Origin of the sequence: Novosphingobium sp., assembly GCF_965214355.1 — a bacterium.
Taxonomy (GTDB): domain Bacteria; phylum Pseudomonadota; class Alphaproteobacteria; order Sphingomonadales; family Sphingomonadaceae; genus Novosphingobium.
On the sequence record NZ_CBDCBI010000002.1, the window covers coordinates 2,993,565 to 3,010,772 of the forward strand.

Below are 17,208 nucleotides of genomic sequence, written 5' to 3' on the forward strand. Positions count from 1 at the left end.
AAAGTGGGACCGGTTTTTTCGCAAATTGCCAATGACCCGCAAATGCCCACGCCAATGACACAGAAACACACCGGTTCGTCACCCGTATGTCACCCTGCCAGATCGACCTCCGCACGAACCGGCACCGGCGCTGCATAATCGGCATCATCTTTCGGCGGCAGCGTCGCCAGGTACCAGACGACCGAGCCCAGCACGACGCCGCCGCCCAGCAACACCGCGAGCCCTGGCGCTTCTGCAAACGCCAGCCACACCCATAACGGGCCCAGCACGACATCAAGCATCGAGATGAATCCCGCCTCCCCCGGCGAAACCCGCCGCCCGCCCTCGAGCGCCAGAACATAGGCCATGCCCGTGGTCATCGTGCCATACAGCGCGCAGGCCACCAGTTGCATCGGCGTGGGGATCAACAGATGCGCGAACGGCAGGACGACCGGCACGCAACACATCGCCGCGCATGCGTTGAGCGCAATCACATCGACATTGCCATGCCGTTTGATGGCAACGAGTTGCACGGCAAACCCGATCGTCATCGTAAACGCCGCAGCGATCCCCAGCAGATCCCCCGCGCCCGCCGAAGCACCTGCCATCGCGGCAATCCCTGCTGCCGCAAGTCCGCCGGCGATCAGGAACCGCCGCGTCACCCGCTCGCCGATCCAGACGAACCCGATTGCAGTCGCAACGAAGGGCAGCACCGCATAGACCGTCATCACATTCGCCACTGTCGTCAGGCGCAGCGACAGCACATAGGCCGTGCTCGACACGACCGATGTGCCGACAAACAGCGCGCCGACCGGCCCACTGCGCACCACGCCGGTCAGCGCCTTTGGCCCGCGACGCGCAACCGCCAGCCCGCCCAGCGCCAGCGCGGCGAACAACGAACGCCACAGCACCAGGGTCGCGGTGTCGAGCGTGGCCATGCGCACAAACAGGCCCGCCGTGCTCCACAGCACTGCCGATGCCGCCACCATCACAATGCCGCGCTGCCGCTCGCGCGCGCTGATCGGGCCTGAAAGCCCTTGCGAAACTGCCACCACTTGCTCCTGATCCAGCACCGCACTTCCACGCGGCAAAAGAGCAGGACAATGCCACGCTGGCAATCAGGCCCATCAATTAAAGCCAACATTCGCGTAGTTCGGAAGCTCGAACATTACCACTTGCTAATGCGAACGACTTTCATTAGCGAAGGGCCTGTCAAGGGAATTGGCCAACACCGCCCACTATCAACCAGACCTGCCCGAACGCCCGCGCGTTCCGGGCCCGGTCAAGTCGTGCCTCCTGCCGTGTCCGCTGCAGCGGGGCCAGTTACAAGGAACAGGATTTGCGCTATTTCGCCCTCACGCTCGCATCGGCCTCGCTCATGGCTGTCGCCATATCGGCACACGCCGCCGAAACGCCGGCCGCCAATGTCGACACCGCCGATACGATCGTCGTAACCGCTGCAAGGGCCGACGTTACCGCCGACGCCGGCACCAAATCCGCATTGCCGATTGCCGAAACGCCGCAATCGATCAGCGTGATCAGCGCAAGGGACATCGCCGACCTGGGCCTGGCCAATCTCAACCAGTCGCTGCGCTATGTCGCGGGCGTCACGCCCGAAACGCGTGGCGCAGGCGCCGAGATCTATGACCAGTTCACGCTGCGCGGGTTTACCGTCCCGGTCTATCTCGACGGGCTGAAGCAGTTCGGCAGCGCCACCGGCTATGCCGTGCCGCAAGTCGATCTGTCGCGGATCGAAACCATCGAGGTCGTCAAGGGCCCGGCCTCGGCGCTGTATGGCCAGTCCAGCCCCGGCGGCCTGGTCGCGATGAGCAGCAAATTGCCGCTCGACCAGGCGATGTACGGCTCGGTCGCCGCGACATATGGATCCTATGACTTGTACCGGGTCGATGCCGATGTTGGCGGCAAGCTGTCCGACACCGTGGCCTTGCGCGTCTATGGCAGCGTCAACGGCGCGCACACCGAACAGACGTTCGGCAGCCGCGCGCGCCAGACGATCAGCGCGGCGCTGACCTGGAAATTCGCCCCCGACACCTCGCTGACCGTGCTCGGCGCCTATTCGCACGACCCGAAGAACGGCAATTACAGCGCCGCGCCCGGCTATGGCACGCTGTTCGCCAACCCCAATGGCCCGATCAGCACCAAATATGCCGACGGCGAGCCCGACGATTTCTTCCGCCGCAACCAGGCCGCCGGCACCTATATCCTGAACCACGATTTCGGCAGCGGATGGAAGTTCCGCGCAAGCGGCCGCTATCAGTTCGTCGGCAGCGATCTGGGCGCGATCTATGAATTCGGCGTGCCGATGCCTGAAACCAACGATACGGTGTTTGGCCGGGGCAGCTATGCCACGCACGAACAGCTGAAGAACTGGACGTTCGATAACCAGCTGACGGGCAAGGCGACCACCGGCCCGGTCACGCACGCGTTGTTGTTCGGCGTGGATTACCAGACCGCGCACTCGCTCGAAGTCGCGGCCTTCGGCTCGGCAAACACGATCACCCCTTATGCGCCGGTCTATGGCACGCAACCCGTGCCGCAATCGCCCTATACGACACCCGGTGCCACCCCTGGCACATATGACTACCATCTGCATCAGACCGGTATTTATGCGCAGGATGCGATGAGCTGGGGCGGATTGCGCCTGGTGGTGTCCGGGCGCCATGACTGGGCGGAAACAAACGACGGCACCAATACCCAGCACGATCGCAAATTCACCGGTCGTGCCGGCCTGTTGTACAAGACCGATTTCGGTCTGGCGCCCTATGTCAGTTACGCGACCTCGTTCGAACCGCAAATTGCCCGACTTGAAGATGGCAGCCTGGCCAAGCCGTCGCTGGGCAAACAGGTCGAAGTCGGCGCGAAATATCAACCGCCGGGCACGCCGATCCTGATCAGCGCGGCATGGTATCACATCGTCCAGACCGGTGTGCTGACCAGCAATCCGGCCACGTTCGCCTCTACGCAGTCTGGCAAGTATCGCTCCGAAGGCTTTGAAATCGAGGCCAATGCACCGCTGCCCTACGGCTTCAACCTTCGCGCCGCCTACAGCCATCAGCATGTCCGCGATATCGCCGATGCCGACACGCGTGCGGTCGGCGGCGGCCTGATCGGCGCAGGCGACGGCAACCTGGCGGTCAATGTCGACTGGACCGCGAAACAGGGCCCGCTCAAAAGCCTGAATGTGGGCGCGGGCGTGCGCCGTGTCGATCGGGTCTATGCCGGCGTGTTCGACCAGACATTGACCACGACCGATTACCGGCAATATTATTCGCCGTCGTACACCGTGATCGACGCGCTGCTGCATTACGACATGGCCAACATGGATCAGCGGCTGAAAGGCGTGACTCTGGCGCTCAACGTCACCAACCTGTTCGACAAGAAATACCTGACGAGCTGCTATCTGTATCCGGCCTATGACGCCTGGTGCTGGTACGGCAACCGCCGCACGGTGCAGGGCACGATCGCCTTTCACTGGTAATGTCACGCCGCAATGCCACTCGCGAGTTCTGGGTCGTGGTCCACCGCTGGGCCGGGCTCACCACCGCGCTGTTTCTGGCGGTGGCGGGGCTGACGGGGTGCGCGCTCGCCTGGGAAGACGCGCTGGAAGACCTGACGGCGCCGCATTTGACGCTGGCGCCGTCACACGGTCGTCAGCTGCGCGATCCCGTCGCGTTGCGCGATGCGGCGGTGGCGCGGCATCCGGGCATGGTTGCCGATTTCATGCCGCTCAGCATCGAGCCCGGCCATGCGCTGCGGCTGCGCGGGTATTTCCCTGCGCCTGCGGTGCAGCCCGACTGGGACGAATTGTTCATCGATCCCTATACCGGCGCGGAACTCGGCCACCGGCGGTGGGGCGATATCACGCAAGGCACGGTCAACCTGCTGCCGATGCTGTACCGGCTGCACTATACCTTGCTGGTCGGCAGCTATGGCGAATGGCTGATGGGCGTGGTCGCGCTCGTGTGGACGTTTGATTGCTTCGTGGGATTTTACCTGACCCTGCCACCGCGCCGGGCCAACTGGCGCGCGCGCTGGGCGCCGGCGTGGAAAGTTCGGCGGACCACCAGTGCCCACAAGCTGTCGTTCGATCTCCACCGCGCCGGCGGGCTGTGGGTATGGCCGGTGCTGCTGGTGCTGGCCCTGTCGAGCGTGTCGCTGGCCCTGCCCCAGGTTTATGCGCCGCTGGCGCGCGCGACCGGCGGTAACAATGAATTTGCGATGATGGCAAGCGCCGGCGCGCCAAAAGCCGGTGCGCCGCCCGCGATGCCGGCGGCGGTGGCACGCCGGCGCGGCGAAACGCTGGCCGGCGCGCGCCGCATTCCTGGCGGCACTGCCTGGCTTTGGCATGTCCCGGCATCGGGCCTGTATATCTATGGCTATGCCACTGCCCGCGATGTTTCGGGCAATGTGGCCGGCGCGCGCCTGGCATTCGACGATCGCAGCGGCGCCTTGCGCTATACCATCATGCCGCAGACCGCGCCGGTGGCCGATCGTTTTACCGACTGGATCGTCGCGCTGCACATGGCCAATGTGTTCGGTTGGCCATGGCGGGTGTTTGAAACGCTGATCGGCGCGGTGTTGACGATGCTGTCGATCACCGGCGTTCTGATCTGGATGAAGAAACGCACGGCAAGGCTGTTTCGGCACCGACGCAAGGGAGCCGCCACCGGCCGATAAAGCTCGTCATGCCGGGCCAGATCTTGCAACAGGGTCCGGACCCTATCAATCCATTACAGAGCGGTGCGGCGGGGCAGCGCTTTGGAGGGCACGCCGGAAATCCGCATTGCGCTCGTGCTGCAAAATCGGCATTTCTCCTTGCGACCAAAGGATACCTGCCAAAATGCCGATGTTTACCGCAGCGATCGCGCTCGCCGTTGCCGCCGCCCCTGCCCAGCACCACACTTTCACCGGCCTTGCACTCGCGCCGCAGGGCGACCGCATCGCCGTGCTCGAGGCGCAAGTGCATGACGATGCCACCGCCATCGCGCACAAGACGCTGGTGATCCGTGACGCCACAAAGGGCGGCGTGATCGCGCAAATCGATCCCTGCCCCGCGTGCGATTACCAGGATCCCGCGTTTTCGCCGGATGGGCGCCGCATCGCGTTCCTGGGCCATGACCGCAAGGCGGGCACCACCACGTTATACCTGGTGACACAAGGCGCCGTCACCACGCGGACCGTGATCACCGGCGTTGCCGAACGCCCGCGCTTTGCGCCCGATGGCCGCACACTGGCACTGCTGGTCATTCCTGGCGCGCACAAGGAGGTCGGCGCGACGCAGGCCGCCGCCGCGCAAGTGGGCGATATCGGCGAAAACACCGACGAAAAACGCATCGCCGTGCTGGCCGTCGATGGGCAGGGCGCCCCTCGCGCCGTCTCCCCTGCCGACAGCTTTGTCTACGAATACGACTGGACGCCGGGCGGCACCGGGTTTGTCGCGACGCTGGCCAAAGGCGATGGGGACAACAACTGGTGGGTCGCGCATCTTGCGGCTGTCGATCTGGCCAGCGGCAGCACGCAGGCGATTGCCGCGCCCGCCCAGCAGATGAATTTTCCGCGCGTTTCGCCCGATGGCAGGTCCGTTGCGTATATCGGCGGGCTGATGAGCGACTATGGCTCGGTCGGCGGCGATATCTGGCTGGTGCAAATGTCGGGTGGCACGGCGCGCAATCTGACGCCGGGGTTCGCCGGCACATTCACGTCGCTGCAATGGCGCGGCGGACGCATCATGGCCACCGCGCTGATCGGCGATCGCGAGACGATCGTGGTGGTCGATCCGGCTGGCGGGAAAACGCAGACACTATGGTCCGCGCCTGTTTCCACCCATGCCGGCGATGCCCAAGTCGCGCTCGACGCCACCGGAAAACGCGCCGCGCTGGTGATCGAGGATTACGACCATGCCCCCGAAGTGGCCGCAGGCGCGATCGCCACGCTCGGCCTGGCCACGACGATCACACATGAAAACGAAGGGCTGACCGGCGCCGGAACCGCGCGCAACGTCACCTGGACCAGCGAAGGCCGCACTGTGCAGGGCTGGCTGCTCGCGCCCAAAACCGTCGCGCCGGGCAAGACCTATCCGATGGTCGTCGTCGTCCATGGCGGGCCCAGCGCGGCATCGACCCCGACGTATTTCACCAACACATCGCTGTCGGGCACGATGCGCCACTTGCTCGACCGCGGCTATTTCCTGTTCCTGCCCAATCCCCGCGGCAGTTATGGCCAGGGAGAGGCGTTCGCCCGCGCCAATATCCGCGATTTCGGCGGCGGCGATCTGCGCGATATCCTGGCCGGCATCGACGCGGTGGAAAAGATCACGCCGGTCGATGACAAACGGCTCGGAATTTTCGGCCATTCCTACGGCGGGTTCATGACGATGTGGACCGTTACGCACAGCCAGCGGTTTCATGCCGCGGTCGCAGGCGCCGGCATTGCCAACTGGACCAGCTATTATGGCGAAAACGGCATCGACACCTGGATGATCCCGTTCTTCGGCGCATCGGTTTACGACGACCCGGCGATCTATCGCAAGCTGTCGCCGCTGGAGACGATCAAGGCGGCCAGGACCCCGACCTTCCTTTACGTCGGCGAACGCGATGTCGAATGCCCCACCCCGCAATCGACCGAATTCTGGCACGGCCTGAAAGAGATGGGCGTCAAGACCCGCCTGCTGGTGCTGGCCGGTGAAGGGCACGGTATCCGCCAGCCGGATCACTTGCGCGCGGTTGACCAGGGAACGGTCGACTGGTTCGACACGTATCTTGCTAAATGATACATTTTGCGGCGCGCAAGTCAGCGCGTTAATCAGGTCACTGACCAGAAATAATCCAGCTTTTTTAGTTTATTGGATTACGGCCATCGCTTGCGCGGGCATCATTCAGGCGGGATCCGGGCAATATCCACCCGCAGGCTTTGCCGGATGGACGACAGCAGCAAGAGCGCTTTATCAGCCGGATCCGGAGCGCCATCTTCATTGGCCCCGGTTTCCGATTTGACGTCAAACGCGACCGTGACGAGGTCGATTGCGTCTTGTGCGGTGAGGATGAAACGCGCGACGAGCGCGTGGATCAGGCTTTCCACGAGCAGAATTGCAGCTTCGCCATGCCCATCGGGAATGTCGCCGGGGCGCGCGGGCGAAGTGTCGTTATCGTTGCTGATATCACTCACTGCTGCGCTCCGGTTGGGCGAGAGCGCATCGATGCCCACAGTCGTCAGAGCCGCAAACCATACCGACGATGACCATGGCTAGCACATTCCTTGGCAGCAATCTCCATCTGGTTTAACAATTGTCTATAACAACGATCAGTATAATTGGCGCCTGCGCCGTGAGACAAGGCGCACATGGAAAATCGCTTCATCAACAAGTTACGCGGCTTCGCCACCCTGGATGACGATGACGTAAAGGCATTGACGGTGTCCATCGCACGCGCACGGCTGTACCCCGCGCGCCATGATCTGATCCGGGAGGGCGATCGTCCCGGCCCGGTCTTCATCGTGCTCGACGGATGGGCCTGCCGGTACAAGATTTTGCCAAACGGCGCGCGCCAGGTGCTGGCGTTTCTGATGCCGGGCGATTCATGCGATCTGCACGTCGGCCTGCTGGCCCAGATGGATCATTGCATCCAGACGATCACCCCGGCGCGCGTTGCCACGATCGAACGGGGCGAAATGGACGCGATGATGGAAAACCATCCCAATATCGCCCGCGCCATGTACATTTCCCAACTGGTCGACGAAGGCACGATGCGTGCCTGGATCACCAGCATGGGCCGGCGCACCAGCACCGAGCGGGTCGCGCATCTGATGTGCGAACTGTATCTTCGCGCCCGCAACATCGGCCTAGACATCGATGGCACCCTGTCGCTGCCGCTGTCGCAGATCCTGCTCGCCGATGCCCTGGGCATGACCGCGGTGCATATCAACCGCGTACTGAAGGACTTGCGTCTGCAAGGCGCGATGGCCTTGCGACGCGGCAACCTCGAGATCATCGATCCCGACATGATCGTCAGGATCGCCGGCTTTGGCGACGGGTATCTCCACCGCCGCCTGCGCCTGGCCTAGGTACGCAGCCCCTTTTCGCGCGACGATAAACCCGTTAGCTCTTCGCCCGGATAGCGTGGCAACATTCGTGCGGGGGCACACACATGGCGGTAAACTGGCAAATTCCAACGGCGCTGCCACCGCTCAGGGGCTGGGCGGCGAACGTCTATGGCGTGATCTGGGTCATGCTGCTGGCGATCAGCGTTATCGGCATCGCGGGCGGCGCATGGCACGTCGCACACACCGGCGCGGGCCAGGCCTATAGCCATCACCAGCTTGGCCTTGCCCTGGCCGACGAAGATAGCAGCCACATCGAGCGCATCGCCCCCGACGTGGCGCATGATACCGGCGTGCGGGTTGGCGACCGCCTGCTTTCGCTCGACGGCATGGCCATTCCGCGCGGGATTTTGCCAAGCGCGCTCGACGATCGCATTGCCGGCCACCTGCTGCACGATCATGCGCCGGTGCGGCTCGTCGTGCAGCATGCGCAGACGCCGCCCCGCACGGTGTTCGTGACGCCGGGCATCGCGCACGCCGACGCGCTGTACGCCGGCACCGGGCTGACGCCGGTATCGTTGTCCTGGCTGAGCGCGGTGGTCAGCGTGCTGGCGCCGATGGTGATGGTAACGGGCGCAGTGCTGTTGTTCGGCCGCCGGCGCGACAGCGTGGCCGCGCTGCTGTCGCTGGCGCTGCTGGGATCTGCGATGAACACCTCGCTCGCCCGTTATTTCTGGGGCGATGGCGCGGGCACGACACCGATCGAGATGATCGTCGGGACCATCGGATCGCTTGGGCTGCTGATGAGTGTCGCGGTGTTTCCTGCCGGCCGGTTCGAGCCGCGCTGGACCTTCTGGATCATGCTGGCAATGCCGCTGGTGTTTCTGATCCAGCTGCGCAACCACCCCTTGGGGCACGCCATGATCGGGTTGGTGCTGGCGGCGATGGCCGGCATGATCATCCGCTATCGCCGGGAAACACCCGCCGCGCGCCGCGTATGGCGCTGGGCCCTGATCGGGTTCACCATCGGCGTGACGCTCGAGTTTACCCAGCGATTGCTCTACGGCTCTTATCTCGACAGCCATCACGATTTTGACGCCGAGGTGTGGAGCTGGATCTGCACGCCGCTGCTCGAAACGACACCGCTGGCGATCATCGCCGCAGGCGTGGTGCTGTCGGTGCTGCGCTACCGGTTGTACGATACGCAGGCGGCGATCAGCCGGTCGGTGCTGTATGGCACGCTCACGCTGGTGCTGCTGGCGATTTTCGCCGGTTCGGAAAAACTGATCGAGATCATCGGCGAACGCTATTTCGGCGAAAGCATCGGCATGTTTGCCGGCGGACTGGGTGCCGCGTTCGCAGCCGTCGCGATCGCGCCGCTGCACCACAGGCTGAGCCACTGGGTCGAGCATCGTTTCCGCAAGAATTTGATCCACTTGCGTCACGACCTTCCCCCGCTGCTGACCGAACTGGGCGAAACATCGGACCCGGCACACGTGGCCCACGCCGCGCTCGATCACCTTGCGCACGGGTTGCACACGCTGCGCGGCGCGGTGATCGCGCATGGCGAAGTGCTGGCCGCGCGCGGGATCGAGCCCGCCGCCATTGCCGCGCCCGACACAGCGCACGCCAGACGCGTCGGCACGCTGACCATGCGCCGGCGCGACGCACTGTTCCCGGTCCACATCCCCCTCGCCGCAGACGGCACGCGCTGGCTGCTGCTCGGCCCTCGCCCTGACGACAGCCTGTATGACCGGCAGGAACGCGAAGTGCTGACCGACCTGGCCACGCCGCTGGCGCACGCCTTGCGAATTTCCGCGCAACGATCGGCGCGCGAAGCCATGGTCGATGCCCGGCTGGCCGGGATCGAGCAGGCGTTGGCGGCGATGACGTCATCGCCGCGCAGTATCGCGGCAGAATAAGACCAAGCCGGCGGTCTGCACAATTCAGTGGGAGAACATCCATGTACATCCGGCATCTGGCATTCCTGGGTTTGGCCGCGATCGCGGCGGTTTGGGGCAATGCCGCAGTGGCCACAGCGGCGGCCGACCCGGCGGACTGGTCCGAACCGGCCAAACCGTTTCACATCGCCGGCCCGATCTACGAGGTCGGATCGAAAGGCCTGGCCGCCTATCTGATCGTGTCGCCGCAGGGCGCGATCCTGCTCGATGGCACCCTTGCCGAAAATGTGCCCGGTATCGAACGCAATATCGAAAGCCTGGGTGTACCGCTGCGCACCGTTCGCATCTTGCTGAACAACCATGCGCATTATGACCATGCTGCAGGCCTTGCGCAGATCAAGCGCGACACCGGAGCACGGCTGCTGGCAAGCGCGGCGGATCGCCAGGCGCTCGAACACGGGACACCGCGCGGCGACACCGATTATGGCGTGCGGCGCTGGCCGGCGGCCGGAGTCGATGACGTCGTCGGCGATGGCCAGACGATCCATCTGGGACCGCTCGCGCTGACCGCGCACCTGACGCCCGGCCACACCCCCGGCTGCACCAGCTGGAGCATGACGATCGACGATCGCGGCACCCCGCGCGAAGTGCTGTTTTTGTGCAGCATCACGGTTGCAGGAAACCTGCTGGTCGCAAACCACGCCTATCCCCGGATCGTGCCCGAATTTCGCGCGACATTTGCCAAACTGGCAACGATGCACGCCGATATCGTGCTCACCGGCCATCCCGAAATGGTCAAGCTGTACGAACACAAGGCACAAGCCGATGCCGGCAAGCCCGACGCATTCGTCGATCGCAGCGCGCTTCCCGCGCTGGTGGCCAGTTCCAGAGCCGATTTCGAAGCCGAGCTGGCCAAGGCCCGCAAGATGAACCGGCGTCATGCCCGCGCAAAGGGCAGCACCTGATCGCGCACGACCTGCTGCACCGCACCGGCTGATCACCGGATACGCGCAAAAACAACCCCATACCCGCCAGTGTCAATGCCCGAGGGTCATTCCCGATCACGTCGCAGTGGCCATGAATGCCACCGAGCGACAGCGCGTGCGAACCCGATTGACAGCCCAATGCGTGCTATATACGCGAAAATATCGGACGCTCTCAGGAGGGAAAGCGTCCGGGCTGATCAGGGGTTATAAATGCGCAGGATACTTGCCGGCCTTCTGGCCGGAACGGGGATGATTTTGGCTGTGCCGGCGCTGGCCGACAGCGCGCCGACCGCAACAAGCGGCAGCGATGCAACTCCGGACATTCTGGTCACCGCACGTCAACGCATTGAAGATGCGGAAAAAGTCCCCGCAGCGCTATCTGTCGTGGGCGGGATCGCGCTCGATCGCAGCTATACTGTCAACACGCAAGGGTTGTCGGTGCTGGTGCCGGCGTTGAACTACAGCTCGGCCAATCCGCGCAACACCGCGTTCACGATCCGGGGCCTGGGATCGAGCGTCGTCGCGGTCAGCCAGTCGAACGACGGGCTGGAAAACGGCGTCGGCTTTTATATCGACGGCGTCTATCATGCGCGCCCGGCGACCGCTGCGTTCGATTTTACCGATATCGAGCGGATCGAGGTCCTGCGCGGGCCGCAGGGCACGTTGTTTGGCAAGAACACGACGGCCGGCGCGATCAACGTGATCTCGCGCGTGCCCGAATTTACCCCCTCGGCCAGCCAGGAAATCAGTTACGGCGAACACAATTTTGCCCAGGTCAAGGCGACCGCGACCACACCGCTGATCGGGGACACGCTGGCGTTTCGTCTGTCCGGGCAGATGACGCGCCGCGACGGCGTGATCCATGATGTTCGCACGGGGCAGGACCTCAATGGCCTTGGCACCCAGGCGGTGCGCGGGCAATTGCTGTATGAGCCGACCAAGGACCTGCATGTGCGGGTGATCGCCGACTACACCAATTTCGATGCCAATTGCTGTACGCAGGTCTATCTGCGCGTCGGCACCTCGTTGCGCGCCGCATCCAAGCAGTACCCCGCGCTGGCGGCAGCGGCGCATTACGCCCCGCCCAGCACCAATCCCTACGACCGCCAGACCGATATCGACGCGCAGGTGTTTTCGCATACGAGTGAAGGCGGGCTGTCGGTCAATGCCGACTGGAACCTGGGCGGCGCGACGCTGACCTCGATCAGCGCATGGCGGTTCTGGGATTGGGATGCGGCCAACGACCGCGATTATACCGGGCTGCAGATCCAGACGGTCCAGCACATTCCGTCGCGCCAGGATCAGGTCAGCCAGGAAATACGCCTGGCGTCGAACGGCGATCACCCGCTGAACTATGTCGCCGGGCTGTATTATTTCCGCCAGGTGCTGACCGGCCATCCGATTTCGGTCTATGGCGCCTATGGAGCGCCGTGGTTGCTGGGCACAACCACCGGGGCAAAGAACACGCCGGTTCCGGCCAACCTGCTGAACGGTTATGGCCAGAACGGGGATACCCGCTTTGCCGCCGACAGCTATGCCGGATTTGCTGAAGTAAACTGGCATATCCTCCCCGGAGTGACTGCCACCGGTGGTGCGCGGTATACCAAGGAAATTAAGAACGGCGCCTATGCCACGTCCGTCTCGGGCGGCCTTGCGACAAACAACGCCGCGCTGGTTGCTGCCAAATTGTCGGTGCTGCGCCCGCAAAACTATACCGCGCACGATGATGAAGGCAGCCTGTCGGGCCGCGCCAATCTGGCGTGGCAGATCACCGCGACGACGATGGTCTATGTCAATTGGGCGCATGGCTTCAAATCGGGCGGGATCAACATGTCGGGCCTGCCGCTCGATGCAAACAACAATCCGGTGCTGGCGACGGCCGTGGTGCGCCCCGAACGGCACGATGCGTGGGAGGCGGGGGTCAAGACGCGGCTGTTCGACAACCGCCTGACGGTCAACGCCGACCTGTTTCAGACCAAAGTGCACGATTTTCAATCGACCGTCGTCGATTCAAGCCAGACGGTGGCGTTGCGCGGGTATCTCGCCAATATTCCCGAAGTCACGGTAAAGGGCGTGGAGGCCGATGCCGCGCTGCATCTCGGGCATTTTGCGCTGACCGGATCGCTGGCGTATGCCGACGGCGTGAACACCAGCTATCCCGCCGGGCCATGTCCGCTGGAATTGCAGACAGCCAGCACCGCGGCCTGCAACCTGAGTGGCAAACCGCTGGTCGGCCTGCCCAAATGGTCGCAATCGCTCGGTGTTGACTGGGTTTTGCCGGTGCGCAGCGATGGCGGCGTTTTCGTCCATGGCGATACGATCTGGCGCAGCAGTTACAACGGCGATCCATCACTGTCTAAATACACCGCGATCGATGCCTATTCGCTGACCAATGCCAGCATCGGCTGGCGATCGGCGCAAGGGTGGGAACTGGCGGTGTTTGCGCGCAACCTGTTCAAGGCGAATTATATCCAGAACCTGACGATCCAGGCGGGCAATTCGGGCCTGATCCTGGGCACACCCAGCGATCCGCGCGTGATCGGGCTGACGTTCCGGGCGCGAGAGTGACAGGCGCAAGCGTGGCGCGCGCCGCTGCATAACCTTGGCCGGGATTGGGCGGCGATCAGGCGAGACGGTGTCAACCTGGGTTGGCCAGCGGTACATATTGCAGTTGTTGCGGGAACCGGTAGTCTTTCAGCACGGGAGCGCAAGGACTGGATCGATGGCCGTACTCGATGATCAATTGATCGGCACGCTTTACGGAGCAGTGGACAACGCGGCGCGCTGGGTCGAACTGATGGACCTGTTGCGGGTGCGCTTTGGGGTCGAAAGCGTTGCGGCGCAATTGCTTGTCGCCTCGCGCGATGACTTGCTGCCACTGTGGGGAACGCGCGACAGCGTGTCGGAAGGCCATGCGGCCTTGCACGATTCATGGGCGAACAGCATCGCCAACCCGCGCTTTCGCCGTCCGAACGGACCGCCGGTCGATCTGGAAATCGAAAGCGACCAGCAATCGCCGGATTACAGCAACGAAGATCGCAAGGTACTGCGCGACGGGCTGGCGCGGTGCGGCCTGGGCCCCGCGTTCTGGATCAGCCAGCAGCTCGAAGACGAACGCCATTTCACGATGATTTTTCATCGCGCGCCAGGTGATGGCCGCGATATCGATTTGCACGATCGCCATCTGCTGGAGGCGATGGCACCGCATTTTCGCCAGGCGGTGCGGTTATGGATGCGGCTGGCCGAGGCGGACGCGCGTCTGGCGCTGGTCGAAGCGGCGGGCGACGGCATGTTGACCGCGCTTGTCGCCTGCGACCGGCGACTGCGGGTCCACTGGATGAATGCGGATGCGCGGCGGCTGCTGGACGCGGGCGGCGCGATGCGGCTGCGACATGGTGCGCTGGCGTGCGATGCGAGCGACGATCAGCAACGCCTCGGCGCGCTGGTGGCTGGGCGCAGCGATCGCGCGGTGCTGGCATTGGGCGGCGATCTCGGCCCGCTTCTGCACGTGCGCGCAACGCCACATCTGCAAACACCGGCACCGATTGCCCTGTCGCCCGACCTGGTAATGCTGGTGATCACCCGGCCCGATTGCACGGTGCGGTATGACGCGCACGATATCGCCCGGCTGTTCGGTCTGACGTTGACCGAGGCGGCGCTGGCCGCGAGCCTGGCCAACGGTATCAGCGTCAGCGAATTTGCCGCCGCGCGCGGTGTTGCCGAAGGCACCGCGCGTCTGCATCTCAAACGCGTGCTCGCCAAGACCGGGGCGCCGCGCCAGGCCGAGCTGGTGCGCCGCATCTGCCGCTCGGTTGCCCGACATCGCGCCTGACAAACCAGGCCGGCGCGCGCGCCCGATTTTGTTATACCATATACCATTTGGGGGACGCGCCCACGCTTTGTCCGGGCCATCGTTGGCAATCGACGCCGGTACCGGTGCGATCCATGAGGGACGCCATGACCAAGCACGCCACTGCCCTTGCCGCGACTTCAGGCCTGTTTGCCCTGGCGATGGGCCTGACCACGCCTGCACATGCCGAAGACAAACCTGCCACGCCCGACGCCGTCGCGCCCGGCGAAATCATCGTCACGGCCACCCGCCGTGCCGAAGTGCTCAGCAAAGTGCCCGTGTCCATTACTGCGTTTGGTCAGGCATCGCTCGATGTGCGCGGGATCAAGGACATCGCGGGTGTTGTGCGCGAAACGCCGGGGATCCAGTTCGATCCCAACGGTTTCGGCAACCAGACCAATATCGCCATTCGCGGGGTCAGTTCGACCGTCGGTGCAGCCACCACCGGGATCTATATCGACGATACTCCGATCCAGAGCCGATCGGTGGGCTATTCGACCACCAATGCATTTCCGGCGGTTTTTGACCTGTCGCGTGTCGAAGTGTTGCGCGGCCCCCAGGGCACGCTGTTCGGCGCCGGTTCCGAAGGCGGAACGGTGCGTTTCATCACCACGCAGCCCAGCCTCGATGCGGTCCACATCTACGCCCGTGCCGAAGCCTCTGCGACGCAGGGCGGGGCGGCCTCGGGCGAATTCGGCGTGTCGATCACCGCGCCGCTCATCCCGGGCAAGCTGGGCTTTGCCGCCAGTCTGTGGGATCGCCACGACGGTGGCTGGGTCGACCGGGTCAATGCCAATCCCGCGCTGACCGACCAGATCGTCCAGCGCAATGTCAATTTCAGTGATACCCAGGTGGGGCGCGTTGCCCTTAAATGGGTGCCGGCCGAGGGCCTGACGATTACACCGTCGCTGTTTTACCAGCGCAAATTGATCAACGACAGCAGCAATTACTGGGAAACGCTGTCGTCGCCATCGCAGGGTCGGTTTCCAACCGGGCGGTTTCTCAGCGGTCAGCCCAATGCCGCGCCCGATCATGACCGGTTCCTGCTGCCCGCGCTGAACATCGCCTATGATTTCGCAGGCGTGCAACTCATCAACAACACGTCGTACTATATCCGCGACCAAAGCGCGCAGATCGATTATTCGACGCTGTGGCCGGCCGTGTTCGACGGCACGCCGTTCGGATCCCCGCGGTACAATGCCCTGGCGCACCTGGCCAACAACCAGCGCACCTTTACCGAGGAAGTGCGCCTGCAATCGAGCGACCGCGAGGCGCGGCTGTCATGGGTACTGGGCGCGTTTTATGCAAAATCGGTTCAGCATTTCAGCGAAGCCGTCGCCGATCCCTATTTTGCCGATCTGTTTGGCGGCGTGCCGCCGCAATTCATTTTCGGCACGCCGCTGGTGGACGGGCTCTATTCGCTGCAGGGCAGCGGGCGCGGCGCCGACGAACAGATTGCCGGATTTGGCGAAGCGACATTTGCCTTCACCCCAACGCTGAAGGCGACCGCGGGCCTGCGCGTGACGCATACCAAATTCGACGGCAATTCGCTGTTTCAAGGGCCGGTTTCAGGCTATCAGCTGCAGAGCCCGCAGTCGGTCCGCGAAACCCCGGTGACGCCCAAATTCGCGCTGAACTGGCAAAGCTCGCCCGCGCTGCTGCTCTATGCGACCGCGTCCAAGGGCTATCGCATCGGCGGGACCAATGCGCCGGTGCCCTTGTCGGTGTGCGGTGCGGATCTGACCGGTTATGGTTTCAGCGACGTACCGGCGACGTATCAATCCGACAGTCTGTGGAGCTACGAGGCCGGAGCCAAGGGGCATCTGGGCCATGCGGTGACGATCGCCGCCAGCGCCTTTCGCGTCGATTGGAAAAACATCCAGCAGGATGTCTATCTCCAGCATTGCGGCGCGCAGTTCACTGCCAACCTGGGCAAGGCGCGCAGCGAGGGGTTTGACGTGAGCGCAACCGTGCGCCCCGCCACAGGCCTGTCGATCGATGGTACGGTCAGTTACACCAATGCGCACTTTACCCAGGATGTGGGCGGCGGGGCGCTGGCAACCAACGCCGACCACCTGGAAACCCATCCCTGGACCGCAACGGTCGGCGGCGATTACACCACGCCGGTTGGCGCGGGATCGGCCTATCTGCGCGGCGATTATCAATACAAAAGCACCGGGGCAGAGACGACCATGACCGATCCGGCGACCAATTCGTATGATCCCGGCGCAATCCGCACACAGGCGCTGCACTACGCCAGCGCACGCGTGGGCTGGCGCCATGACGTGTTCGATCTGTCGCTGTTCGTCGACAATGTGGGCAATACCCATCCGATCCTGTCGCGGTCGATCAACGTCGTCGGCGTCGGATCGTATCAGGACATCACGCTGCGCCCGCGCACATTCGGCATGACGCTGCTGCTGCGGCAGTAATCTGC

General features: G+C 63.9%; 11 protein-coding genes. 9 read left to right on the top strand and 2 right to left on the bottom strand.

The features are described 5' to 3' along the window. Window positions 1-89: 89 nt before the first annotated feature. On the bottom strand, window positions 90-1,031 hold the full coding sequence (locus ACOOE2_RS14035; RefSeq protein WP_420383609.1) for a DMT family transporter: 942 nt from the start codon (window positions 1,029-1,031) through the stop codon (window positions 90-92). A gap of 287 nt (window positions 1,032-1,318) precedes the next feature. Here ACOOE2_RS14035 and ACOOE2_RS14040 point away from each other — a divergent pair, with 287 nt between their 5' ends. The 3 genes from ACOOE2_RS14040 (at window position 1,319) to ACOOE2_RS14050 (ending at window position 6,769) form a co-directional block, all read left to right on the top strand. Further along, a complete protein-coding gene (locus ACOOE2_RS14040) occupies window positions 1,319-3,478 on the top strand; it encodes a TonB-dependent siderophore receptor (RefSeq protein ID WP_420383610.1) in 2,160 nt (719 codons plus the stop codon). Continuing rightward, on the top strand, window positions 3,478-4,677 hold the full coding sequence (locus tag ACOOE2_RS14045; protein ID WP_420383611.1) for a PepSY-associated TM helix domain-containing protein: 1,200 nt from the start codon (window positions 3,478-3,480) through the stop codon (window positions 4,675-4,677). Before ACOOE2_RS14040 ends, ACOOE2_RS14045 begins: the two co-directional genes overlap by 1 nt. Before the next feature lie 163 nt (window positions 4,678-4,840). Next, a complete protein-coding gene (locus ACOOE2_RS14050) occupies window positions 4,841-6,769 on the top strand; it encodes a prolyl oligopeptidase family serine peptidase (RefSeq protein ID WP_420383612.1) in 1,929 nt (642 codons plus the stop codon). 101 nt (window positions 6,770-6,870) lie between these two features. Here the strand turns inward: ACOOE2_RS14050 and ACOOE2_RS14055 are convergent, their stop codons facing one another. Further along, complete coding sequence (locus ACOOE2_RS14055; RefSeq protein WP_420383613.1) at window positions 6,871-7,164, bottom strand: hypothetical protein; 294 nt, start codon at window positions 7,162-7,164, stop codon at window positions 6,871-6,873. A gap of 246 nt (window positions 7,165-7,410) precedes the next feature. On the opposite strand from ACOOE2_RS14055, the gene ACOOE2_RS14060 reads away from it, so the two are divergent. From ACOOE2_RS14060 to ACOOE2_RS14085, 6 genes are all read left to right on the top strand, one after another. Next, window positions 7,411-8,058 (top strand): Crp/Fnr family transcriptional regulator, encoded by a 648-nt coding sequence (locus ACOOE2_RS14060; RefSeq protein ID WP_420383614.1) that lies wholly within the window; start codon window positions 7,411-7,413, stop codon window positions 8,056-8,058. Between the two features lie 83 nt (window positions 8,059-8,141). Further along, window positions 8,142-9,956, top strand: coding sequence for a hypothetical protein (locus ACOOE2_RS14065; protein ID WP_420383615.1), 1,815 nt, complete (start codon window positions 8,142-8,144; stop codon window positions 9,954-9,956). A gap of 41 nt (window positions 9,957-9,997) precedes the next feature. Continuing rightward, complete coding sequence (gene bla / locus ACOOE2_RS14070; RefSeq protein WP_420383616.1) at window positions 9,998-10,900, top strand: subclass B3 metallo-beta-lactamase; 903 nt, start codon at window positions 9,998-10,000, stop codon at window positions 10,898-10,900. Between the two features lie 231 nt (window positions 10,901-11,131). After that, complete coding sequence (locus tag ACOOE2_RS14075) at window positions 11,132-13,489, top strand: TonB-dependent receptor (protein ID WP_420383617.1); 2,358 nt, start codon at window positions 11,132-11,134, stop codon at window positions 13,487-13,489. 154 nt (window positions 13,490-13,643) lie between these two features. After that, complete coding sequence (locus ACOOE2_RS14080; protein WP_420383618.1) at window positions 13,644-14,753, top strand: helix-turn-helix transcriptional regulator; 1,110 nt, start codon at window positions 13,644-13,646, stop codon at window positions 14,751-14,753. Between the two features lie 125 nt (window positions 14,754-14,878). Then, entirely contained in the window at window positions 14,879-17,203 is a 2,325-nt protein-coding gene (locus tag ACOOE2_RS14085; RefSeq protein WP_420383619.1) for a TonB-dependent receptor, read from the top strand. Window positions 17,204-17,208 lie beyond the last annotated feature (5 nt).